At 66.8% G+C, this 16670-nt stretch carries 15 protein-coding genes; 2 read left to right on the top strand and 13 right to left on the bottom strand.

Annotation, left to right across the window (positions count from 1 at the left end; translation table 11 throughout):
* Positions 1-47 precede the first annotated feature (47 nt).
* The 12 genes from alaS to C722_RS0106280 form a co-directional block, all read right to left on the bottom strand.
* Positions 48-2672 carry an alanine--tRNA ligase gene (alaS, locus tag C722_RS0106335; protein ID WP_017639702.1) on the bottom strand — a complete coding sequence of 875 codons (2625 nt, stop codon included), beginning with the start codon at positions 2670-2672 and terminating at the stop codon, positions 48-50.
* 185 nt (positions 2673-2857) lie between these two features.
* On the bottom strand, positions 2858-3856 hold the full coding sequence (gene ltaE / locus C722_RS0106330) for a low-specificity L-threonine aldolase (protein WP_017639701.1): 999 nt from the start codon (positions 3854-3856) through the stop codon (positions 2858-2860).
* A gap of 12 nt (positions 3857-3868) precedes the next feature.
* Positions 3869-4876: a succinylglutamate desuccinylase gene (gene astE / locus C722_RS0106325; protein ID WP_037063295.1), complete on the bottom strand. Its 1008-nt coding sequence runs from the start codon at positions 4874-4876 to the stop codon at positions 3869-3871.
* A gap of 37 nt (positions 4877-4913) precedes the next feature.
* Complete coding sequence (locus C722_RS0106320) at positions 4914-5210, bottom strand: hypothetical protein (protein ID WP_017639699.1); 297 nt, start codon at positions 5208-5210, stop codon at positions 4914-4916.
* A gap of 14 nt (positions 5211-5224) precedes the next feature.
* Entirely contained in the window at positions 5225-6586 is a 1362-nt protein-coding gene (astB, locus tag C722_RS0106315; protein WP_017639698.1) for an N-succinylarginine dihydrolase, read from the bottom strand.
* Positions 6583-8046 carry a succinylglutamate-semialdehyde dehydrogenase gene (gene astD, locus C722_RS0106310; RefSeq protein WP_017639697.1) on the bottom strand — a complete coding sequence of 488 codons (1464 nt, stop codon included), beginning with the start codon at positions 8044-8046 and terminating at the stop codon, positions 6583-6585. The genes astB and astD overlap by 4 nt, the downstream gene beginning before the upstream one ends.
* A 9-nt stretch (positions 8047-8055) precedes the next feature.
* Positions 8056-9063 carry an arginine N-succinyltransferase gene (astA, locus tag C722_RS0106305; RefSeq protein ID WP_017639696.1) on the bottom strand — a complete coding sequence of 336 codons (1008 nt, stop codon included), beginning with the start codon at positions 9061-9063 and terminating at the stop codon, positions 8056-8058.
* 26 nt (positions 9064-9089) lie between these two features.
* On the bottom strand, positions 9090-10109 hold the full coding sequence (gene aruF, locus C722_RS0106300; protein ID WP_017639695.1) for an arginine/ornithine succinyltransferase subunit alpha: 1020 nt from the start codon (positions 10107-10109) through the stop codon (positions 9090-9092).
* A gap of 62 nt (positions 10110-10171) precedes the next feature.
* Positions 10172-11392, bottom strand: a complete 1221-nt coding sequence (locus C722_RS0106295; protein WP_017639694.1) for an aspartate aminotransferase family protein — start codon at positions 11390-11392, stop codon at positions 10172-10174.
* Positions 11393-11578: 186 nt separating this feature from the next.
* Entirely contained in the window at positions 11579-12043 is a 465-nt protein-coding gene (locus C722_RS0106290; RefSeq protein ID WP_017639693.1) for a glycine zipper 2TM domain-containing protein, read from the bottom strand.
* 132 nt (positions 12044-12175) lie between these two features.
* Complete coding sequence (gene pdxH, locus C722_RS0106285) at positions 12176-12823, bottom strand: pyridoxamine 5'-phosphate oxidase (RefSeq protein ID WP_026083687.1); 648 nt, start codon at positions 12821-12823, stop codon at positions 12176-12178.
* An 80-nt stretch (positions 12824-12903) separates the two neighbouring features.
* Entirely contained in the window at positions 12904-13749 is an 846-nt protein-coding gene (locus tag C722_RS0106280) for an OmpA family protein (protein WP_017639691.1), read from the bottom strand.
* Positions 13750-14056: 307 nt separating this feature from the next.
* On the opposite strand from C722_RS0106280, the gene C722_RS24665 reads away from it, so the two are divergent.
* Positions 14057-14476, top strand: coding sequence for a hypothetical protein (locus tag C722_RS24665; RefSeq protein WP_017639690.1), 420 nt, complete (start codon positions 14057-14059; stop codon positions 14474-14476).
* Positions 14477-14731: 255 nt separating this feature from the next.
* Positions 14732-15325 carry an NYN domain-containing protein gene (locus C722_RS0106270; protein WP_017639689.1) on the top strand — a complete coding sequence of 198 codons (594 nt, stop codon included), beginning with the start codon at positions 14732-14734 and terminating at the stop codon, positions 15323-15325.
* Between the two features lie 9 nt (positions 15326-15334).
* Here C722_RS0106270 and C722_RS0106265 read toward each other — a convergent pair whose 3' ends face one another.
* Entirely contained in the window at positions 15335-16480 is a 1146-nt protein-coding gene (locus C722_RS0106265) for an EstA family serine hydrolase (protein WP_017639688.1), read from the bottom strand.
* Between the last annotated feature and the right edge of the window lie 190 nt (positions 16481-16670).

Below are 16670 nucleotides of genomic sequence, written 5' to 3'. Positions count from 1 at the left end.
TGTTGAGGGAGGAAGCGGGCCGCCCTCCCCGGCGACCCGCAGCGCTCTTAGAGGCTTTCCTCGGCGTACTGGCCGGCACAGGCCAGGGCCGCTGCGAGCTGGCTGGCATCGGTGCCGCCGCCCTGGGCCATGTCAGGACGACCACCGCCCTTGCCCCCGACCACGGCCGCGGCGCGCTTCATCAGCTCGCCGGCCTTGAGCTTGGCGGTCAGGTCGGCGGTGACGCCGGCCACCAGCACCACCTTGCCGTCGGCTTCGCCACCGAGCAGGATCATGCCGCTGCCCAGCTTGTTCTTGAGCTGGTCGACCAGCGCCAGCAGCGCCTTGCCGTCGAGGCCGTCGAGACGCGCGGTGAGCACCTTGGCGCCCTTAACATCCTGCGCCTGGTCCACCAGGTCACCGGCCGAGGCACTGGCGGCCTTGGCCTTGAGCTGCTCGATTTCCTTCTCCAGCTGGCGATTGCGCTCGACCAGCGCGGCCAGCTTGTCCAGCACGTTGTCGCGACTGCCCTTGAGCAGGCTGGCGGCTTCGCGCAGTTGCTCCTCGGCGCCGTTGAGGTAGGCCAGGGCCGCGGTGCCGGTGATGGCTTCCACGCGGCGTACGCCGGAGGCCACGCCACCTTCGCTGACCAGCTTGAGCAGGCCGATGTCGCCGGTCTGGGCGACGTGGGTACCGCCGCACAGCTCGACGGAGAATTCACCGCCCATGCCGACCACGCGTACCACGTCGCCGTACTTCTCGCCGAACAGCGCCATGGCGCCACGGGCCTTGGCCTCGTCGATGGCCATGACCTCGGTGGTCACCGCGCTGTTCTTGCGGATCTCTTCGTTGACGATGGTCTCGATGCGCTTGAGCTCCTCGGGCCTGATGGCCTCGAAGTGGCTGAAGTCGAATCTCAGGCGCTGGTCGTTGACCAGGGAGCCCTTCTGGTGGACATGGTCGCCCAGCACCTGGCGCAGCGCGGCGTGCAGCAGGTGGGTACCGGAGTGGTTCAGGGCGATACCCTGGCGGCGACCGGCATCCACCTGGGCCATGAGCGCGGTGCCGACGTTGAGGCTGCCCTTGGTCACCACGCCATGGTGCAGGAAGGCGCCCTGGGTCTTGGTGGTGTCGCGCACGGCAAAGCCAACGCCGGCGCTTTCCAGGAAACCGGTATCGCCGACCTGGCCACCGGATTCACCGTAGAACGGTGTCTGGTCGAGGATGACCACGCCCTCTTCGCCTTCGGCCAGGCTATCGACCGGCTGACCGGCACGGTAGAGGGCGACGATGATGCCCGAGGCGCTGGTGGTGTCGTAGCCGAGAAAACGGGTTTCGCCCTCGACCTTGACCAGGCTGTTGTAGTCCACGCCAAAGGCGCTCGCGGAACGGGCCCGCTCGCGCTGGGCCTCCATCTCGCGTTCGAAGCCGGCCTCGTCGAGGTTCAGGTTGCGCTCGCGGGCGATGTCGTTGGTCAGGTCGACCGGGAAGCCGTAGGTGTCATAGAGCTTGAACACCACGTCACCGGGGATGGTGTCGCCCTGAAGCTGCGCCAGATCCTGTTCGAGGATCTTCAGGCCCTGCTCCAGGGTCTTGGCGAACTGTTCTTCCTCGGTGCGCAGCACGCGCTCGATGTGCGCCTGCTGCTGGACCAGCTCGGGATAGGCCTGACCCATCTCGGCCACCAGGGCGGCGACGATCCTGTGGAAGAAGGTGCCCTTGGCGCCCAGCTTGTTGCCGTGGCGGCAGGCGCGGCGAATGATGCGACGCAGCACGTAGCCGCGGCCTTCATTGGACGGCAGCACGCCGTCGGCGATGAGGAAGCTGCAGGAACGGATGTGGTCGGCCACCACCTTGAGCGACGGGGCCTCGTCGTTGGCGCAGCCGATGGCCTCGGCCGAAGCCGCCAGCAGATTCTGGAACAGGTCGATCTCGTAGTTCGAATGCACGTGCTGCAGCACAGCGCTTACTCGCTCCAGGCCCATGCCGGTGTCGACGCTGGGCGCCGGCAGCGGATGCAGGACGCCGTCGGCGGTGCGATTGAACTGCATGAAGACGTTGTTCCAGATCTCGATGTAGCGATCACCGTCTTCTTCCGGCGAACCGGGCGGGCCGCCCCAGATCTCGGGGCCATGGTCGAAGAAGATCTCGGTGCAGGGGCCACAGGGACCGGTGTCGCCCATGGTCCAGAAGTTGTCCGACGCATAGGGCGCGCCCTTGTTGTCGCCGATGCGCACCATCTGCGCCGCGGGCACCCCGACTTCCTTGGTCCAGATGTCGTAGGCCTCGTCATCAGTGGCGTAGACGGTGACCCAGAGCTTTTCCCGGGGCAGACCCAGCCACTGCGGCGAGGTGAGGAATTCCCAGGCGAAGGTGATGGCGTCGCGCTTGAAGTAGTCGCCGAAGCTGAAGTTGCCCAGCATCTCGAAGAAGGTGTGGTGACGCGCCGTGTAGCCGACGTTCTCCAGGTCGTTGTGCTTGCCGCCCGCGCGCACGCACTTCTGGCTGGTGGCGGCGCGGGTGTAGCTGCGCTTTTCCATGCCGAGGAAGCAGTCCTTGAACTGGTTCATACCGGCGTTGGTGAACAGCAGGGTCGGATCGTTCGCGGGGATCAGCGAACTGGAGGCGACCCGGGTGTGCCCCTTCTCTTCGAAGAAGCGGAGGAAGGCTTCACGGATTTCGGCGCTTTTCATATTCATTCCAGACAATGGGCTTTTCGACGCGCGTGACGGGCATCCGACTGGATCGCAGACGAGACGAACGGAGCGGGCGCCGCAGACGCGGCACGTGCGGAAAACGGACACGCATGTCTGGGAGTATATCGACGCCTGCGCCCCGGTGTCGCCCCGGTTGCGCAGGAAAAACGTCGTCGGAAGACTTAGCGGCGGCGGTAGGCGGCGAAAGCGGCGACGGCCGCCTCGATATCGGCGGCGCTGACGTCCAGATGGGTGACCAGCCGCAGGCGTGGAGCCGGACTGATACGAATGCCGCGCTCGGCGAGGAAGGCCTGCAGGGCGGGTGCTTCGTTACCCATGGCGAGGTAGACCATATTGGTCTGCACCGGCTCCACCTGGTAGCCGAGTTCGGCCAGGGCAGTGCCGAGCTGGGCGGCATGGGCGTGGTCTTCGGCCAGACGCTCGACCTGGTGATCGAGGGCATGCAGCCCCGCCGCAGCAAGCATGCCGGCCTGGCGCATACCGCCACCGACCACCTTGCGCCAGCGACGCGCCTTGGCGATCAGGGTGGCATCGCCGCAGAGCACCGAACCCACCGGCGCACCGAGGCCCTTGGACAGGCAGATCGACACCGAATCGAAATGCTGGCTGATCTCGCGCACCGGTACGCCCAGCTTGACCGCAGCGTTGTACAGCCGCGCGCCGTCCAGGTGCAGGGCCAAACCGTGCTCCCGGGTAAAGGCGCGTGCCGCCGCCAGATAGGCCAGCGGCAGGACCTTGCCATGCATGGTGTTTTCCAGCGCCAGCAATCGCGTGCGGGCGAAGTGGAAGTCATCGGCCTTGATGTAGCTGCGCACCAGGTCGAGGTCCAGGCTGCCGTCGGCGGCCATCTCGATGGGCTGCGGCTGGATGGAGCCGAGCACCGCGGCGCCCCCGCCTTCGTACTTGTAGGTGTGCGCCTGCTGGCCGACGAGGTATTCGTCGCCCCGCTCGCAGTGCGCCAGCAGGCCGAGCAGATTGCTCATGGTGCCGCTGGGCACGAAGAGTCCGGCCTCCAGGCCGAGATCGCCCGCCAGACGCTGCTCCAGCCGGGTGACGGTCGGGTCTTCGCCATAGACGTCATCGCCGAGTTCGGCGTCCAGCATCGCCTGGCGCATGGCCGGCGTGGGCTGGGTGACGGTATCGCTGCGCAGATCGATCATGCAGGTCGCTCCTTATGCCGGGACCACGATGAGCCCGGCCCGCAGGCCGACGGCGACCTTGGGGTTGGGGAAGATGATGCGTGCCTCGGCCTCGTCGACGATCCAGCGCTCGCTGCCGTCCTCGGCCAGCAGCGAACCCTGGCGCAGCGGCGAGAAGTTGGCCACGTCGTCGGCCAGGTGCAGCTGGAAGCGCGGACTGGACTTGTACACCTGGCGCGCGACCCGGAATCTCAGCAGCGAGGAATCCGGCGGCGGCAGTTCGGCTTCACGGCCTTCGATCAGGGCTTCGAGCAGCAGCCGCAGGCGGCTCAGGTCGAGTTCGCTGTTCTCGCCGAAGGGACGGGCCTGGCCCAGCTCCAGGGTCAGGGCTTCGGCCTGGCATTCGGCGTAGGTGTAGGCGCTGAAGGTGATACCGGGTTTGTCATAGAGCAGCACGGCTTCGATGCCGGCGGCTTCCAGGCGCTGCAACTCGGCTTCCGAATGCTCGCGCCCGGCACTCCAGGGATAGAGGGCGAAGCGCGGCAGCGCCGAGGCGCGCAGCGCGGTGTGCAGGTCGTAGTGCAGTCGGGCCCGATCAGGCTTGCTGAAGAACTGCGCGGACAGGCGCTCCAGATCGTTGGCACGTTGGGCCTCGGAGCCTTCGGCCTGGGCATGGCGACCGTTGAACAAGCGATTCAGATCCTGCTCGACATAGCGGGTGCCGCGGCGCATGGCATCGGGATTGCCGAACATGAACAGCATTCGGCAGGCAGGACGCAGGGCTCCGCTGGCGATGCCGCCGAGCAACTCGTCGAGCAGCTCCATGGGCGCCGTCTCGTTGCCATGGATACCCGCCGAGAGCAGCAGGTCCAGGTGGTTGTCGCGCGCCACCGGCGGAGTGACTTCCAGCACGCCTTCGGTCAGCCAGTGGAGACGGGTGCCGTCGGCAGTCAGTTGAATCTTCTCGGTCGGCTCGCGGCCGGCCAGGGTCAGGTCCAGCAGGCGGCCAAGCGCCAACCGATAACGTTCAGATGCAGCCATGCTCTACTCCGCTGAGCGACGTGTCGGAGCTAGATACTCAATGATCGTGGCCGCAACCGCAATCGGCGTCATGCACATGATTCTCATCGCCTTCGTCGGCGAAGGTTTCCAGGGCGATGGACAGCCCCAGGGCATTGAGGGCCTGGGGCCGCAGCACCAGGACCGGGGTCTGTTCTTCGTCGTCCTGGGAGTCGGCGAAGATGTTGAGACCGCCGCTGCCGTCGGCTTCCAGCCAGAGGTCGCGGCCGGCCAGGCGGATGGCCAGGCGCTGGACTTGCAGCGTCTGCTGCTCGTCGGCGGTAGGTTCGAGGATGAGATCGAGACGGTTGCTCATGGGAACTCCGGACGTCAGGTCAATTGAAAGGGATAGACCGAGCCGAGGCCCAGCAACTGGGTCAGCTCGTCGAGGGCGGTACGGACCTCGCCCAGCAGCTGAGGATCGGCGAGATCCGCGGGTGCCAGGCGGTCGCGGTAGTGGCGGTCCACCCAGTCGAGTAGTTGGGTGTGCAGCGTCGGCGTGAAGCGCACCCCTGGATTCACCGCCGCCAGCTCGTCGCGCTTGAGGGCCACCCGTAGCCGGAGGCAGGCGGGGCCACCGCCGTTCTGCATGCTTTGCTTGAGATCGAACACCTTGACCTCGCCCAGGGGCCCCGCGCTATTGACCTGGGCCTGCAGGTAATCCCACACCGCCGGATTCTGCCGGCACTCGTCGGGTACCACCAGCAGCGCGCCCTGCCCCGGCCGATCCAGCAACTGGCTGTTGAACAGGTAGGAACGCACGGCGTCGCCGACGCTGATCTCACTGCGGCGCACGCAGAGGCGCTGCAGCTGGCCGCCGCGCCTGGCGAGCTTGCCTTGCAGTTCGTCCAGCACGCGGTCGCTGTCAAGAAAGGCGTCTTCGTGATGGAACAGCACCTGGGCGTTGCCCACCGAGATGACGTCGTTGTGGAAGACGCCCTGGTCCACCACCGCCGGATTCTGCTGGGCGAACACCACGCCCTCCTCGCTCAGCCCGTGCAGCCGGGCGATGGCCTGGGAGGCTTCCAGAGTCTGGCGAGCTGGATAGCGATGGGGCTCGGGATAGCGCGGATCGAAGGCGCTACGGCCAAAGACGAAGAACTCCACGCCCGGGGCGCCGTGGTCGTGGCTGAAGCGGGTGTGGTTGGCCGCGCCCTCGTCGCCGAACTGGGCCACCGAGGGCAGCGGCGCATGGTGCTGGAAATGCGCAGGATCGCGAAACATCGCCTGGAGGATGCGCGCCGTGGTGGTCGGTTCGAGGCTGCGGTGAAATTTGCAGGCCAGGTTGGCCGGGGTGAAATGCACCCGGCCATCATGGGTGTCGGCGCTGGGGCTGACGGTGGCGGCGTTGGCGGTCCACATGGCCGAAGCGGAGCTGGCGGACAGCAGCAGCGGCAAGGCTTCGCGCGCGGCGCTTTCCAGCACCTGGGCATCGCTGCCGGCGAAGCCCAGGCGGCGCAGCGAGGCGATGTCGGGCCGCTCGTGGGGCGCGAGGACCCCCTGCTCGAAGCCCAGCTCCATCAGCGCCTGCATCTTGGCCAGGCCCTGACGTGCCGCCTCGCGCGGATTCGAACACTGCTGCTTGCTGGCCTGGGAGGCCACGTTGCCATAGGACAGGCCCGCATAGTTGTGGGTCGGACCGACCAGGCCGTCGAAATTGACCTCCCGCGCAGCGAGAGCGAGGTGACTCATAGGTGTAATCCTGGGGGCAATTGGGCAGGCAGGCTCAGGGCGTCGCTCTCCAGCGAGGCGACCGGGAAGGCGCAGTAGTCCGCGGCGTAGTAGGCGCTGGGACGATGATTGCCGGAGGCGCCGACGCCGCCGAAGGGCGCCGCGCTGGCCGCACCGGTAAGCGGACGATTCCAGTTAACGATGCCAGCGCGCACGCCCTGCCAGAACCGTTCGTAGGTGGCTGGATCGTCGGCCAGCAACCCGGCCGCCAGACCGAAGCGGGTGGCATTGGCCAGCGCCAGCGCATGGTCGAAGTCCGTATAGCGCTGGACCTGCAGCAGCGGACCGAAGACTTCCTCGTCGGGCAATTCAGAGATCCCCGAGGCATCGAGGATGCCCGGGGTAAGGAGCGCGCGCGTCGCATCCGGCTGACGCATCTCCAGCAGCGCGCGGCCACCCTGTGCCAGGCGCTGAGCCTGGGTCCGCAGCAGGGTCTGGGCAGCGGCGAGAGAGATGACGGTGCCCATGAAAGGCGCCGGATCGGCGTCGAAGCGGCCGGTACTGAGACCCGCGCTGACGCTTGCCAGACGCGCCAGCAGCGCATCGCCCCAGTCACCCTGGGGCACAAGCAGGCGACGGGCACAGGTACAGCGCTGCCCGGCGGAAAGGAAGGCCGACTGAACGATGGTCACCACGGCGGCGTCCAGATCGGCCACCGGCGCTACCACCAGCGGATTGTTGCCGCCCATCTCCAGTGCCAGCAGCCGCTGCGGACGGTCCGCATTGAGGCGGTGCAGGGCCGCGCCCGTGGCGCTGGAACCGGTGAAGAGGATACCGTCCAGACCGGGATGCGCGGCCAGGGCCTCACCCGTGGCACGCCCTCCTTGAATCAAATTGAGCACGCCCGCTGGCAGCCCGGCGGCGATCCAGCACTCCAGGGTCAGGGCAGCGAAGCGCGGCGTCAGCTCGCTAGGCTTGAACACCAGCGTATTGCCGGCCAGCAGCGCCGGCACGATATGCCCATTGGGCAGATGGCCGGGAAAGTTGTAGGGGCCAAAGATCGCCAGGACGCCATGGGGACGATGGCGCGTCACGCTGCGGGCATCGGCTACCGTCGCCGCACGTTCGCCGTTACGCGCGGCTTCCGCCTGGGCGGAGATGGCCACCTTGGCGATCATGCTGCCGATCTCGGTATCAGCTTCCCACAGCGGCTTGCCGGTTTCCTCGGCCAGGGCATGGGTCAGCGCCGGGCGGCGTTGCTGCAGCACCTGGGCGAAGGCCTGCAGGATCTCCAGGCGCGCGGCCTGGCCGCGTCTTTCCCAGGCGGGAAAGGCCTGGCGCGCCGCGACGATCGCCTGGTCGACATCGCCGGCATCCGCAGCGGCGCCCTGCCAGAGCGAGATACCGTCGTACGGATCGAGCGAGCTGAACACCTCGCCCCTACCGGGGCGCCACTGGCCAGCTATGTACAGGCTATCCATGGACTCTCCTCAGGGCATCAGGCGCACGGCGCGCACCTGGGCGCCGGCCATCAGGCGCAACTCGCGGGCGGTGGCCAAGTCGACCACCAGGGTGCCGGCAGCCAGGCGCGCGCGGGCGCTGGTGATGCGGCAGTCCTGGCACTTGCGGTTGTGGATCAGATACACCTCGGCGTCATCGCCAGGCGTGCCCACCGCCAGCACCAGGCGCTGGCTGTCGCGGATCGCGCGCACCTTGGCGGTTTCCGCCTCCAGGGTCGGGCCGGCATCGAAGATGTCGACATAGCCCTGGTAGTTGAAGCCTTCGGCCTCCAGCAGGCGGCGGGCGGCTTCGGTGTCCGGATGTACCTTGCCAATCACCTGGCGCGCCTCTGGAGACAGAAAGCAGGTGTAGAGCGGAAAGCGCGGCATCAGCTCGGCGATGAAGCCGCGGTTGCCGATGCCGGTGAGATAGTCGGCCTGGGAGAATTCCATCTTGAAGAAGTGCCGCCCGAGGCCCTCCCAGAACGGCGATTGGCCCTGGTCGTCGGACATGCCGCGCAACTCGGCGATGAGGCGCTCGGCGAACAACTCGCGGAATTCGGCGATGAACAGGAAGCGCGACTTGGACAGCAGGCGCCCAGCCGCGCCACCACGCCGATCCGCGCGCAAGAACAACGAGCAGAGTTCGGAGCTGCCGGTCATGTCGTTGGCCAGGAACAGCGTGGGAATCTGCCGGTGGATGTCCAGTTCGCGCGAGGCGCTCACCGTCAGGCCGACCCGGTAGTTGTACCAGGGCTCGCGCAACCCCAGGGCGGCGGCGATCCCGGCGATGCCGATGACTTCGCCGTCCTCTTCGAGGGCGAAGAGATAGTCCGCATCGGCGGCTTCAACCTGCTGCAGGAAACTGCGCTCGGCATTTTCCACCCGCTGCGCCAGGCGTTCTTCGCTGGCCGGCAGGGTGGTGAGGCCGGCGCCGGCCGCCTGCGCCAGTTGCAGCAGCGCGGGCACATCGGCACGGGTGACGGGACGGACGATCATCGGACCTCCAAAGACGCTAGAATCGGCTACAGCGCTACCAGACGAACCCGGTCGCCTTCGGCGATCTCCAGGGTGGCGATCTGCTCGGGGGAAAGGACGACGGCTTCGCCAGGCGTCCAGCGCAGCGGCGTGGCCAGCGCCCGGAAGTTTTCCAGGCCGTCATTGGCGACCAGGAACCAGGGTGCCTCATCGCCGGCCGGAGTACCTTCTCTCACCGGCGCCAGGCGGCTCTCGGCGATGGAGCGGATGGCCGTGGTGCGGGCGTGCAGGGTCGGGCCGCCATCGAAGATGTCGATGTAGTTGTCGGTCTCGAAGCCTTCGCGACTGAGGATGTCGAAGGTGATCTGCGCGCGCGGGTGCACCTGGCCCATGGCTTCCTGGGCGCTGTCGGGCAGCAGGGGCACATAGAGCGGATAGGTCGGCATCAACTCGGCGAGAAAGGTGCGGCTCCTCTGCCCCGACAGGCGCTCCGCGGCGGCGTAGTCCATGTCGAAGAAGTTGCGCCCTACCCCGTTCCAGAACGGCGATTCGCCGTCATCGTCCGCCAGGCCGACGATCTCCACCACCACCGTCTCGGCGAAACGCGCCGGGTGGGCGGCCATGAACAGCAGCCGGGCACGGGAGTTGAGTTCGGCGTGGGGGGTGTCGAGCAGCGGGCGCTGGACGTAGAAGCTGCTCAGCACGCTGTTGCCGGTCAGGTCATGGCAGAGCGACAGCACATGCACCTTGTTGTGGATCTTCAGCTCGCGCGAGGCATGGATGAAGGTCTCGTTGCGAAAGCTGTAGAAGGGTTCGGAGAAGCCCGCCGAGGCGACGATGGCCGAACAGCCCAGCAGCTCGCCGCTGGTGGTGTCTTCGAGCACGAAGAAATAGCTCTCCTCGCCATGAAAGCCCACCTCGGCCGCCAGCGACGACTCCGAGGTGCGGATCTTGTCGCGCAACCGTTCGGGGTTGTCGGGCAGCGAGGTGACGCCAACCGGGCTATCCGCGGCGAGCCGCTGGACCAGGGGCAGATCCGCCGCGCGCGCAGGGCGCATTACCAGCATGAGAACTCCTTGTGTACGGATCCATCCCTGGATGCCAGCGGTACGCGTCCCGCGTCCGGAGATTAGCCTTGGGTGAGGCGCGCCAGGGCGCGATCCAGGCGGGCCAGGCCTTCGTCGATGTCCGCCTCGGGGATGATCAGGCTTGGCGCCATGCGCAGCACGTCCGGGCCGGCCTGGAGGATCATCAGGCCTTCCTCGTTGGCGGCGGTGACGATGTCCTTGGCACGCCCCTTCCAGCTGTCGTTGAGCACGGCGCCGATCAGCAGACCCAGGCCGCGAACCTGCTCGAATAGGCTATAGCGGGCGTTGAGCTGCTCCAGGCCGGCGACAAAGCGCTGATGGCGAGCGGCTACGCCAGCCAGGGTTTCCGGTGTGGCGACGATGTCCAGCAGCGCGGCGCCGACGGCGCAGCCCAGCGGATTGCCGCCGTAGGTGCTGCCATGCACGCCCGCGCTGAAATGCTGGGCGACCTTGTCGGTGGTCAGCATGGCCGCCAGCGGGAAGCCACCGCCGATGCTCTTGGCGGTGGTGAGGATGTCCGGCACCACGCCATAGTGCTGGTAGGCATAGAGATGACCGCTACGACCGACGCCGCTCTGCACCTCGTCGAAGATCAGCAGCGCGCCCTGGGCGTCGCACAGGCGGCGGGCGCCTTCGAGGTAGGCCTGGTCGGCCGGCAGTACGCCGCCCTCGCCCTGGATGGGTTCGAGGATGACGGCGCAGGTCTTGTCCGACACCACGGCTTCGAGAGCGGCCAGGTCGTTGAAGGGCACATGGCGGATGCCTTCGATCTTGGGACCGAAACCATCGGAATACTTGGGCTGGCCACCGACGCTGACGGTGAACAGGGTACGGCCGTGGAAGCTGTTGGTGGCGGCGACGATCTCGTAGCGGCTGCCGCCGCTGACGTCATGGCCATAGCGCCGGGCCAGCTTGCAGGCCGCCTCGTTGGCTTCGGCGCCGGAGTTGGCGAAGAACACCCGGTCGGCGAAGGTGTGATCCACCAGCTTGCGCGCCAGACGCAGGGCGGGTTCGTTGGTGTAGATGTTGGAGACGTGCCAGAGCTTGCCGGCCTGCTCGGTCAGGGCGTTGATCAGCGCCGGATGGCCATGGCCCAGGGCGCTGACGGCGATGCCGCCGGCGAAATCCACGTACTCGCGATCGGCCTGGTCCCAGACGCGGGAGCCCTCTCCTCGCACCGGAATGAACGCGGCAGGGGCGTAGGTCGGGACCATCACCTCATCGAAGGCGGCGCGTTGCACGTTGGGTTGAGAAGCGGACATCGGGATTTCTCCTGCCGATCACGGCGGTGACTGAGGGGGATTGTAGGACGACCTCCAGACGCGGCATTGCGCCCAGGCGACAACTATTTACGGGCGAAAACGCAAACGGGCGTCCGACCCGCAGTCTAGCGATTCGGACACCCGCTCTGGAAGGGCAAGGACGTACCTTCCGGTACGCCCGAGAAATCAGTTGGGCGCGACGCGGCTGGTGCCGTTGACGGTCAGGATGCGCACCCGCTCGCCGACGCGGAAGATCTCACCCTTGTTGACCGCCTGCACATAGGCACGCGAGCCGCCGTCATCTTCCTTCACGGTGATCTCGACGCCGTTGGCCTTGGTAAAGCCCTCTTCGGTGGCCGAGCCCAGCAGGCCGCCCGCCACCGCACCGATGATGGCGGTCACGAAACTGCCACGGCCACCGCCGATGGCACTCCCGCCAATACCACCGACCACGGCACCAGCCCCGGCCCCGATGGGCGACTTGGTGCCCTCGATGGTGACCGGACGCAGGGCGGTGATGGTACCGGTACGGACCGTCTGCACCTGCCGGGCCTCGTCACGCGAATAGACATCGCCGGACTGATCCGAGGCGCAGCCGGCCAGCAGGGCGACGGCGGTCAGGGAGGCGGCGAGCTGAAGGACTCTGTTCATGGGGCAACTCCAAGGGCAGTTGAAAGACACTGGCCGCACCCACAAGGATGCAGGCGCAGATCGCTATTATCCTTGACCCAGGGCATCCAGGGAGGTTTCCGGTGACTGTAACCCGGGTACCTTGCGAACGCCTTAAGGCGCCAGGCGCTGGCGCTGCCACTCACCGTCAAGGCGCTGGTAGTCCAGCCGATCATGGAGGCGACTGGAGCGGCCCTGCCAGAATTCGATGCGCTGGGGCCTCAGGCGATAGCCACCCCAGAACGGCGGTCGGCTCGGCTCGCCGTCGGCGAAGCGCTGTTGCACCGAGGCCAGACGCTGCTCCAGTTCGTGACGGTCGGCGATGACCTGGCTCTGCGGCGAGGCCCAGGCCCCCAGGCGACTGCCCAGTGGGCGGACCCGGTAGTAGGCGTCGGACTCCTCGGCCGACACCTGCTCCACCAGGCCTTCGATGCGCACCTGGCGTTCCAGCGCCGGCCAGAAGAAGGTCATGGCCGCGCGCGGCTGCCTGGCCATTTGCTGGCCCTTGGCGCTGTCGTAGTTGGTGTAGAAGACGAAGCCCTGGGGATCGACGCCCTTGAGCAACAGCACGCGGCAATGGGGCTGCCCCTCGTCATCGACGGTAGCCAGCCAGCAGGCGTTGGCTTCGACGGGCGGCTGCTCGGTGCGTACCGCCTCTTCGAACCACTGCCCGAACAGGGCATAGGGATCCGCGGGTGCCTGGGCTTCGGTCAGGCCGTCGCGGGTATAGTCGCGACGCATATCGGCGAGGGACGGTGACATGGAAGTCTCCTGCTAGGTCGGTATCGACCTAGCTTAACCAAGCCCCGCCTGGCTCGCCTGCTTCAGGACAAGCTTTGTAGCTAGCGCGCCGCCAAGGACTGCAGACTGGCCAGCACGGTCGCGCGCGGCTGGATCAGCACCTCGACCCGGCGATTGACGGCACGGCCAGCGGCGGTGGTGTTGTCGGCACGCGGGTGGGCGGCGGCCAGACCACGCACGATCAGGCGATTGCCGCTGTAGCCGCTGAGACGGAAGATGGCCGCCACGGCCTGGGCGCGCTGCAGGCTGATCTTGTCGTTGAGCGCCGCGGCACCGGTGCTGTCGCTGAAACCAAGCACGATGACGGCGCTGTCTTCGTCCACGCTCACCGACTTGGCCGAGCGCGACAGCGGGCCGAGCATCACCGGCAGCAGCATCTCGGCGCGATCCGGGTTGAAGGAGCTATCGACCGGCGCCACCAGCACCAGCGCATCATCGCGACGTTCGACCTTGACGTTGCTGCCGGCCACGGCCACGCGCAGCTTCTGCTCGTGCTCGTCCAGCCAGGCCTTGCTGACCTTGACCGGTACCGGCTTGAGCGCTTCCGCCTTGGCGACGGGCTTGACGTCTTCGCTACCGAAGGGCCACCACCAGTGACCGCCCTTCTCACCCGCCACAGCGGCCTGCTCCGGCTTGGCCGCCGGTGCCTTCGCCACGACCTTGGTGTCGGCCTTTGGCTCGGCGGCCTTGGCCACCGGCTTGACCGGTTCGGCAGCCTTGTCGCTACCGCCGAACGGCCACCACCAGTGTCCGCCGTTGGCGGCGGTGCTGGCTTGAGCAGTGCCCGGCTTGGCAGGCGCGGTGGCCTGGTCTCCAGTGCCCTGGAAGGAACTGCAGGCGGATACGCCCATGCAGAGAATGAGGGTGGTGGATTTGATCAGCTTCATGCAAAGTTTCCCATCGGCGAGCCGGAGGACAGAGTGAATCAATGCCCCGGCCAGAGCCGGCGGCATGAGTGAACTTAAAGTAGTTTCGAGATTGTGGCCGCAAACCTACGCCGGGCAAAGCGGTGGAGTCACGAAATTTGCGTGTATGCCGACCAGTGGCGTGTCCTTGCTCAAGACAAGGGGAAAATCCGCTCGGTCCTGCGTACCCCACTCGATGGTTCTCCGAGGGCCCGAAGCGACAAAAGGGGTCAGCCGTGAGCCCGCATCCGTTTCCAGCAAAGGCACCAGGCCAGCAGGAGGCTTGATCATGGAAGGCTTCGTCGATGTCGCGACGCTCAAGGACCTGGCCGCCAGGTCCGACGCCATCACGCAGGCGTGCCGCTGCCAGCAGCGGGATCTTTCGGGATGGACCGCCTGGCCGGTGGGCTACCGGGAAACGGACTTTGCGCAGATCGGCACCCTGGGGCGCCACGCGCCTGAGGAGGCGATCCTCGAGGAGTATCATCCGGCAGGCACCCACTACTGGTCGAATGCCGCCCCCATCGCTCCGCGCTTCCATCCCTACAACCAGAGCACGCTATGGCGGTGCCTGGGCTGCCAGCGTCTCTACCTGAGGCATAACGACGACGGGGCCTACCATGTGGCACCACGAATCCGGCTGCTGCAGCCGGCGCTGATCGTCGATGCAGCCCACGCCAACGATGGGCGGGAAGCCACTGTGACGTGACCTCACCTATGCCAGTTGTCACCCGCGATGGCTAGGCGATCATGCGGGCGCTGGCGACCTGGCACGACGCAAACGGCGATCCAAAGGCCGCTCCCCCGTCCGCTCCCCCGTCCGCAGCCGCTCTAGCTCGCGGTATCGGAAGATGCCGCTCGTTAGCTGCAGCGAAAACCGGGAATTAAGCCCACAATAGACGCCGCGCATCCCGCGTGCGGGTGTGCGCCCATCAACGGTAAAAGACCTGGTCCCAGCAATACGATGGCAACTACAACTCGAACGGGCGTCGCCTGGTTTGTCGACGGTGCCTACGCCCTGAGCGCCTGGAACGGCTCGGTATACGGCGCCAAATTCGACTATCTCAAACTACGGCTCTTCATCGAAGAGGATGCGGGCGAACCCATAGGCGACGCCTACTACTTCAACTGCGATAGCGACCCGCCCACCGTCGCCCAGACCAACTTCAACAAGTTTCTCAGCTCGGCGCCGCCCAAGGGTGCAGGCCTGAGGGTCAAGCTCTACTGGCTGCAGAGCAAGGCCCACGAATGGCCTACCTCGGCGGGCGGAGGGCCGATCCTGCATCCGGTGACGGGCGAGCAGTACACCACCAAGAGCCAGAAAGGCGTCGATGTCGGCCTGGCCTTCAACCTGATGCGCTCCCATGCCAAGCGCGGCTGGAAGAAGCTCTACCTGGTGGCGGGCGACGGCGATTTCCACGAGGTGGTGCAATACCTGGTGGAAAACGAAGGCGTGGAGGTCACGGTGATCGGCGCGCACTTCTCTATCAGCGGCGAGATCGCGCCCTATGTCCGGGTGATCGAATTCAAGGACATCGAGACGGCCATCGCCCGCTAGCCCAGCGCCTCAAAGACACTCCCCTACCGCGCGTGCCAGGGCCTGGGCGCGCGGATCCATCAATACATAGGGTCCCAGGGTGTTGGTGACGAAGCCGAAGGCCACCTCGCGCTCCGGATCGGCGAAGCCGGTCGAGCCGCCCGCCCCCGGATGGCCGAAGGCCTGAGGCCCGAGGCCATAGGTGGCGTTGGCCTGGTCCGGTTGATCGAGCATGAAGCCTAGGCCGAAGCGGGTCGGCGTCAAGAGCGTACGGTCTTCGCCCTGACTGTGCTCCACCAAAGCCTCGCTCAAGGTCTCCCATTCCAGCAGATCGCCAGCCAGCAGGCCGGCATAGAAGCCGGCCAGGCTGCGTGCATGGCCGTGGCCGTTGGCGGCCGGCTGATGGAAGCGGCGCCACTCCGCCTTGTTGGTGCTGGTGAGCACGCCGGATGGATTGCCAAAGGCCAGGGTCGGCAAGGCGCCCGGATCGCTCATGGTGGTCTTGAGCAGGCGCTGCGCGGCGGCATCACCCAGCACCCCCTTGCCGCGTACGATATGGGCGACGCGCGCGTCTTCGCTCGCCGGCAGACCGATGTGGAAATCCAGATCCAGGCGCCTGGCGGTCCGGGCCACGATGGCCTCGCCCGGACCACGGCCGTCGGCGCGACGGATCAGTTCACCCAGCAGCCAGCCAAAGGTGATAGGGGCATAGCCATGGGCGGTGCCGGGCGTCCACCAGGGTGCCTCGGCGGCGACCGCGGCGGTCATGGTGTCCCAGTCGTACAGGGCGTCACCCGCCAGGCGTTCGCGCAAGGCGGAGACGCCGGAGCGATGACTAAGCAACTGGCGCAGAGTGATGTCGGCCTTGCCGGCCGCAGCGAATGCCGGCCAGCGTTCGGCGACCGGGGCATCGAGGGCCAGCTTGCCCTCCTCCACCAACTGCAACGCCGCCACCGTGGTGAAGGCCTTGGTGCAGGAGAACAGATTGAGCAGGGTATCGGTGTGCCACGGCGTCTGGCCGTCCTTGTCGGCCATCCCGCCCCAGAGATCCAGCACGGTTTCACCACCGACCTGGACGCACAGCGCCGCCCCGCGGGTCTGGCCGGCGGCCAGCAACTCGGCGAAGGCTTCGCGGACGGATTCGAATCTCAGGTCGTGATAGCCGTGGACGGTCATGGGTTTTCCTGGGTAGATGAGGTATTGCCGGGCACGGGGCCACGATCAGGCAGTTGATCATACCGCCAAGCGGGACGCCCTCACCCCAACCCGCTCCCCGACGGGAGTGGGAGCTGTCTGCGTAGGCGTTCAGCGGTAGGTTGGGTTGAGCGTAGCGAAGCCCAACGGCTATTGCCTCGGCGTCAGGCCT

It is taken from the genome of Pseudomonas sp. 313, assembly GCF_000316965.1.
Lineage (GTDB): Bacteria > Pseudomonadota > Gammaproteobacteria > Pseudomonadales > Pseudomonadaceae > Chryseomonas > Chryseomonas benzopyrenica.
The sequence above is the reverse complement of the archived record's forward strand: the minus strand, read 5'-3'. Positions and strand labels throughout refer to the sequence as shown.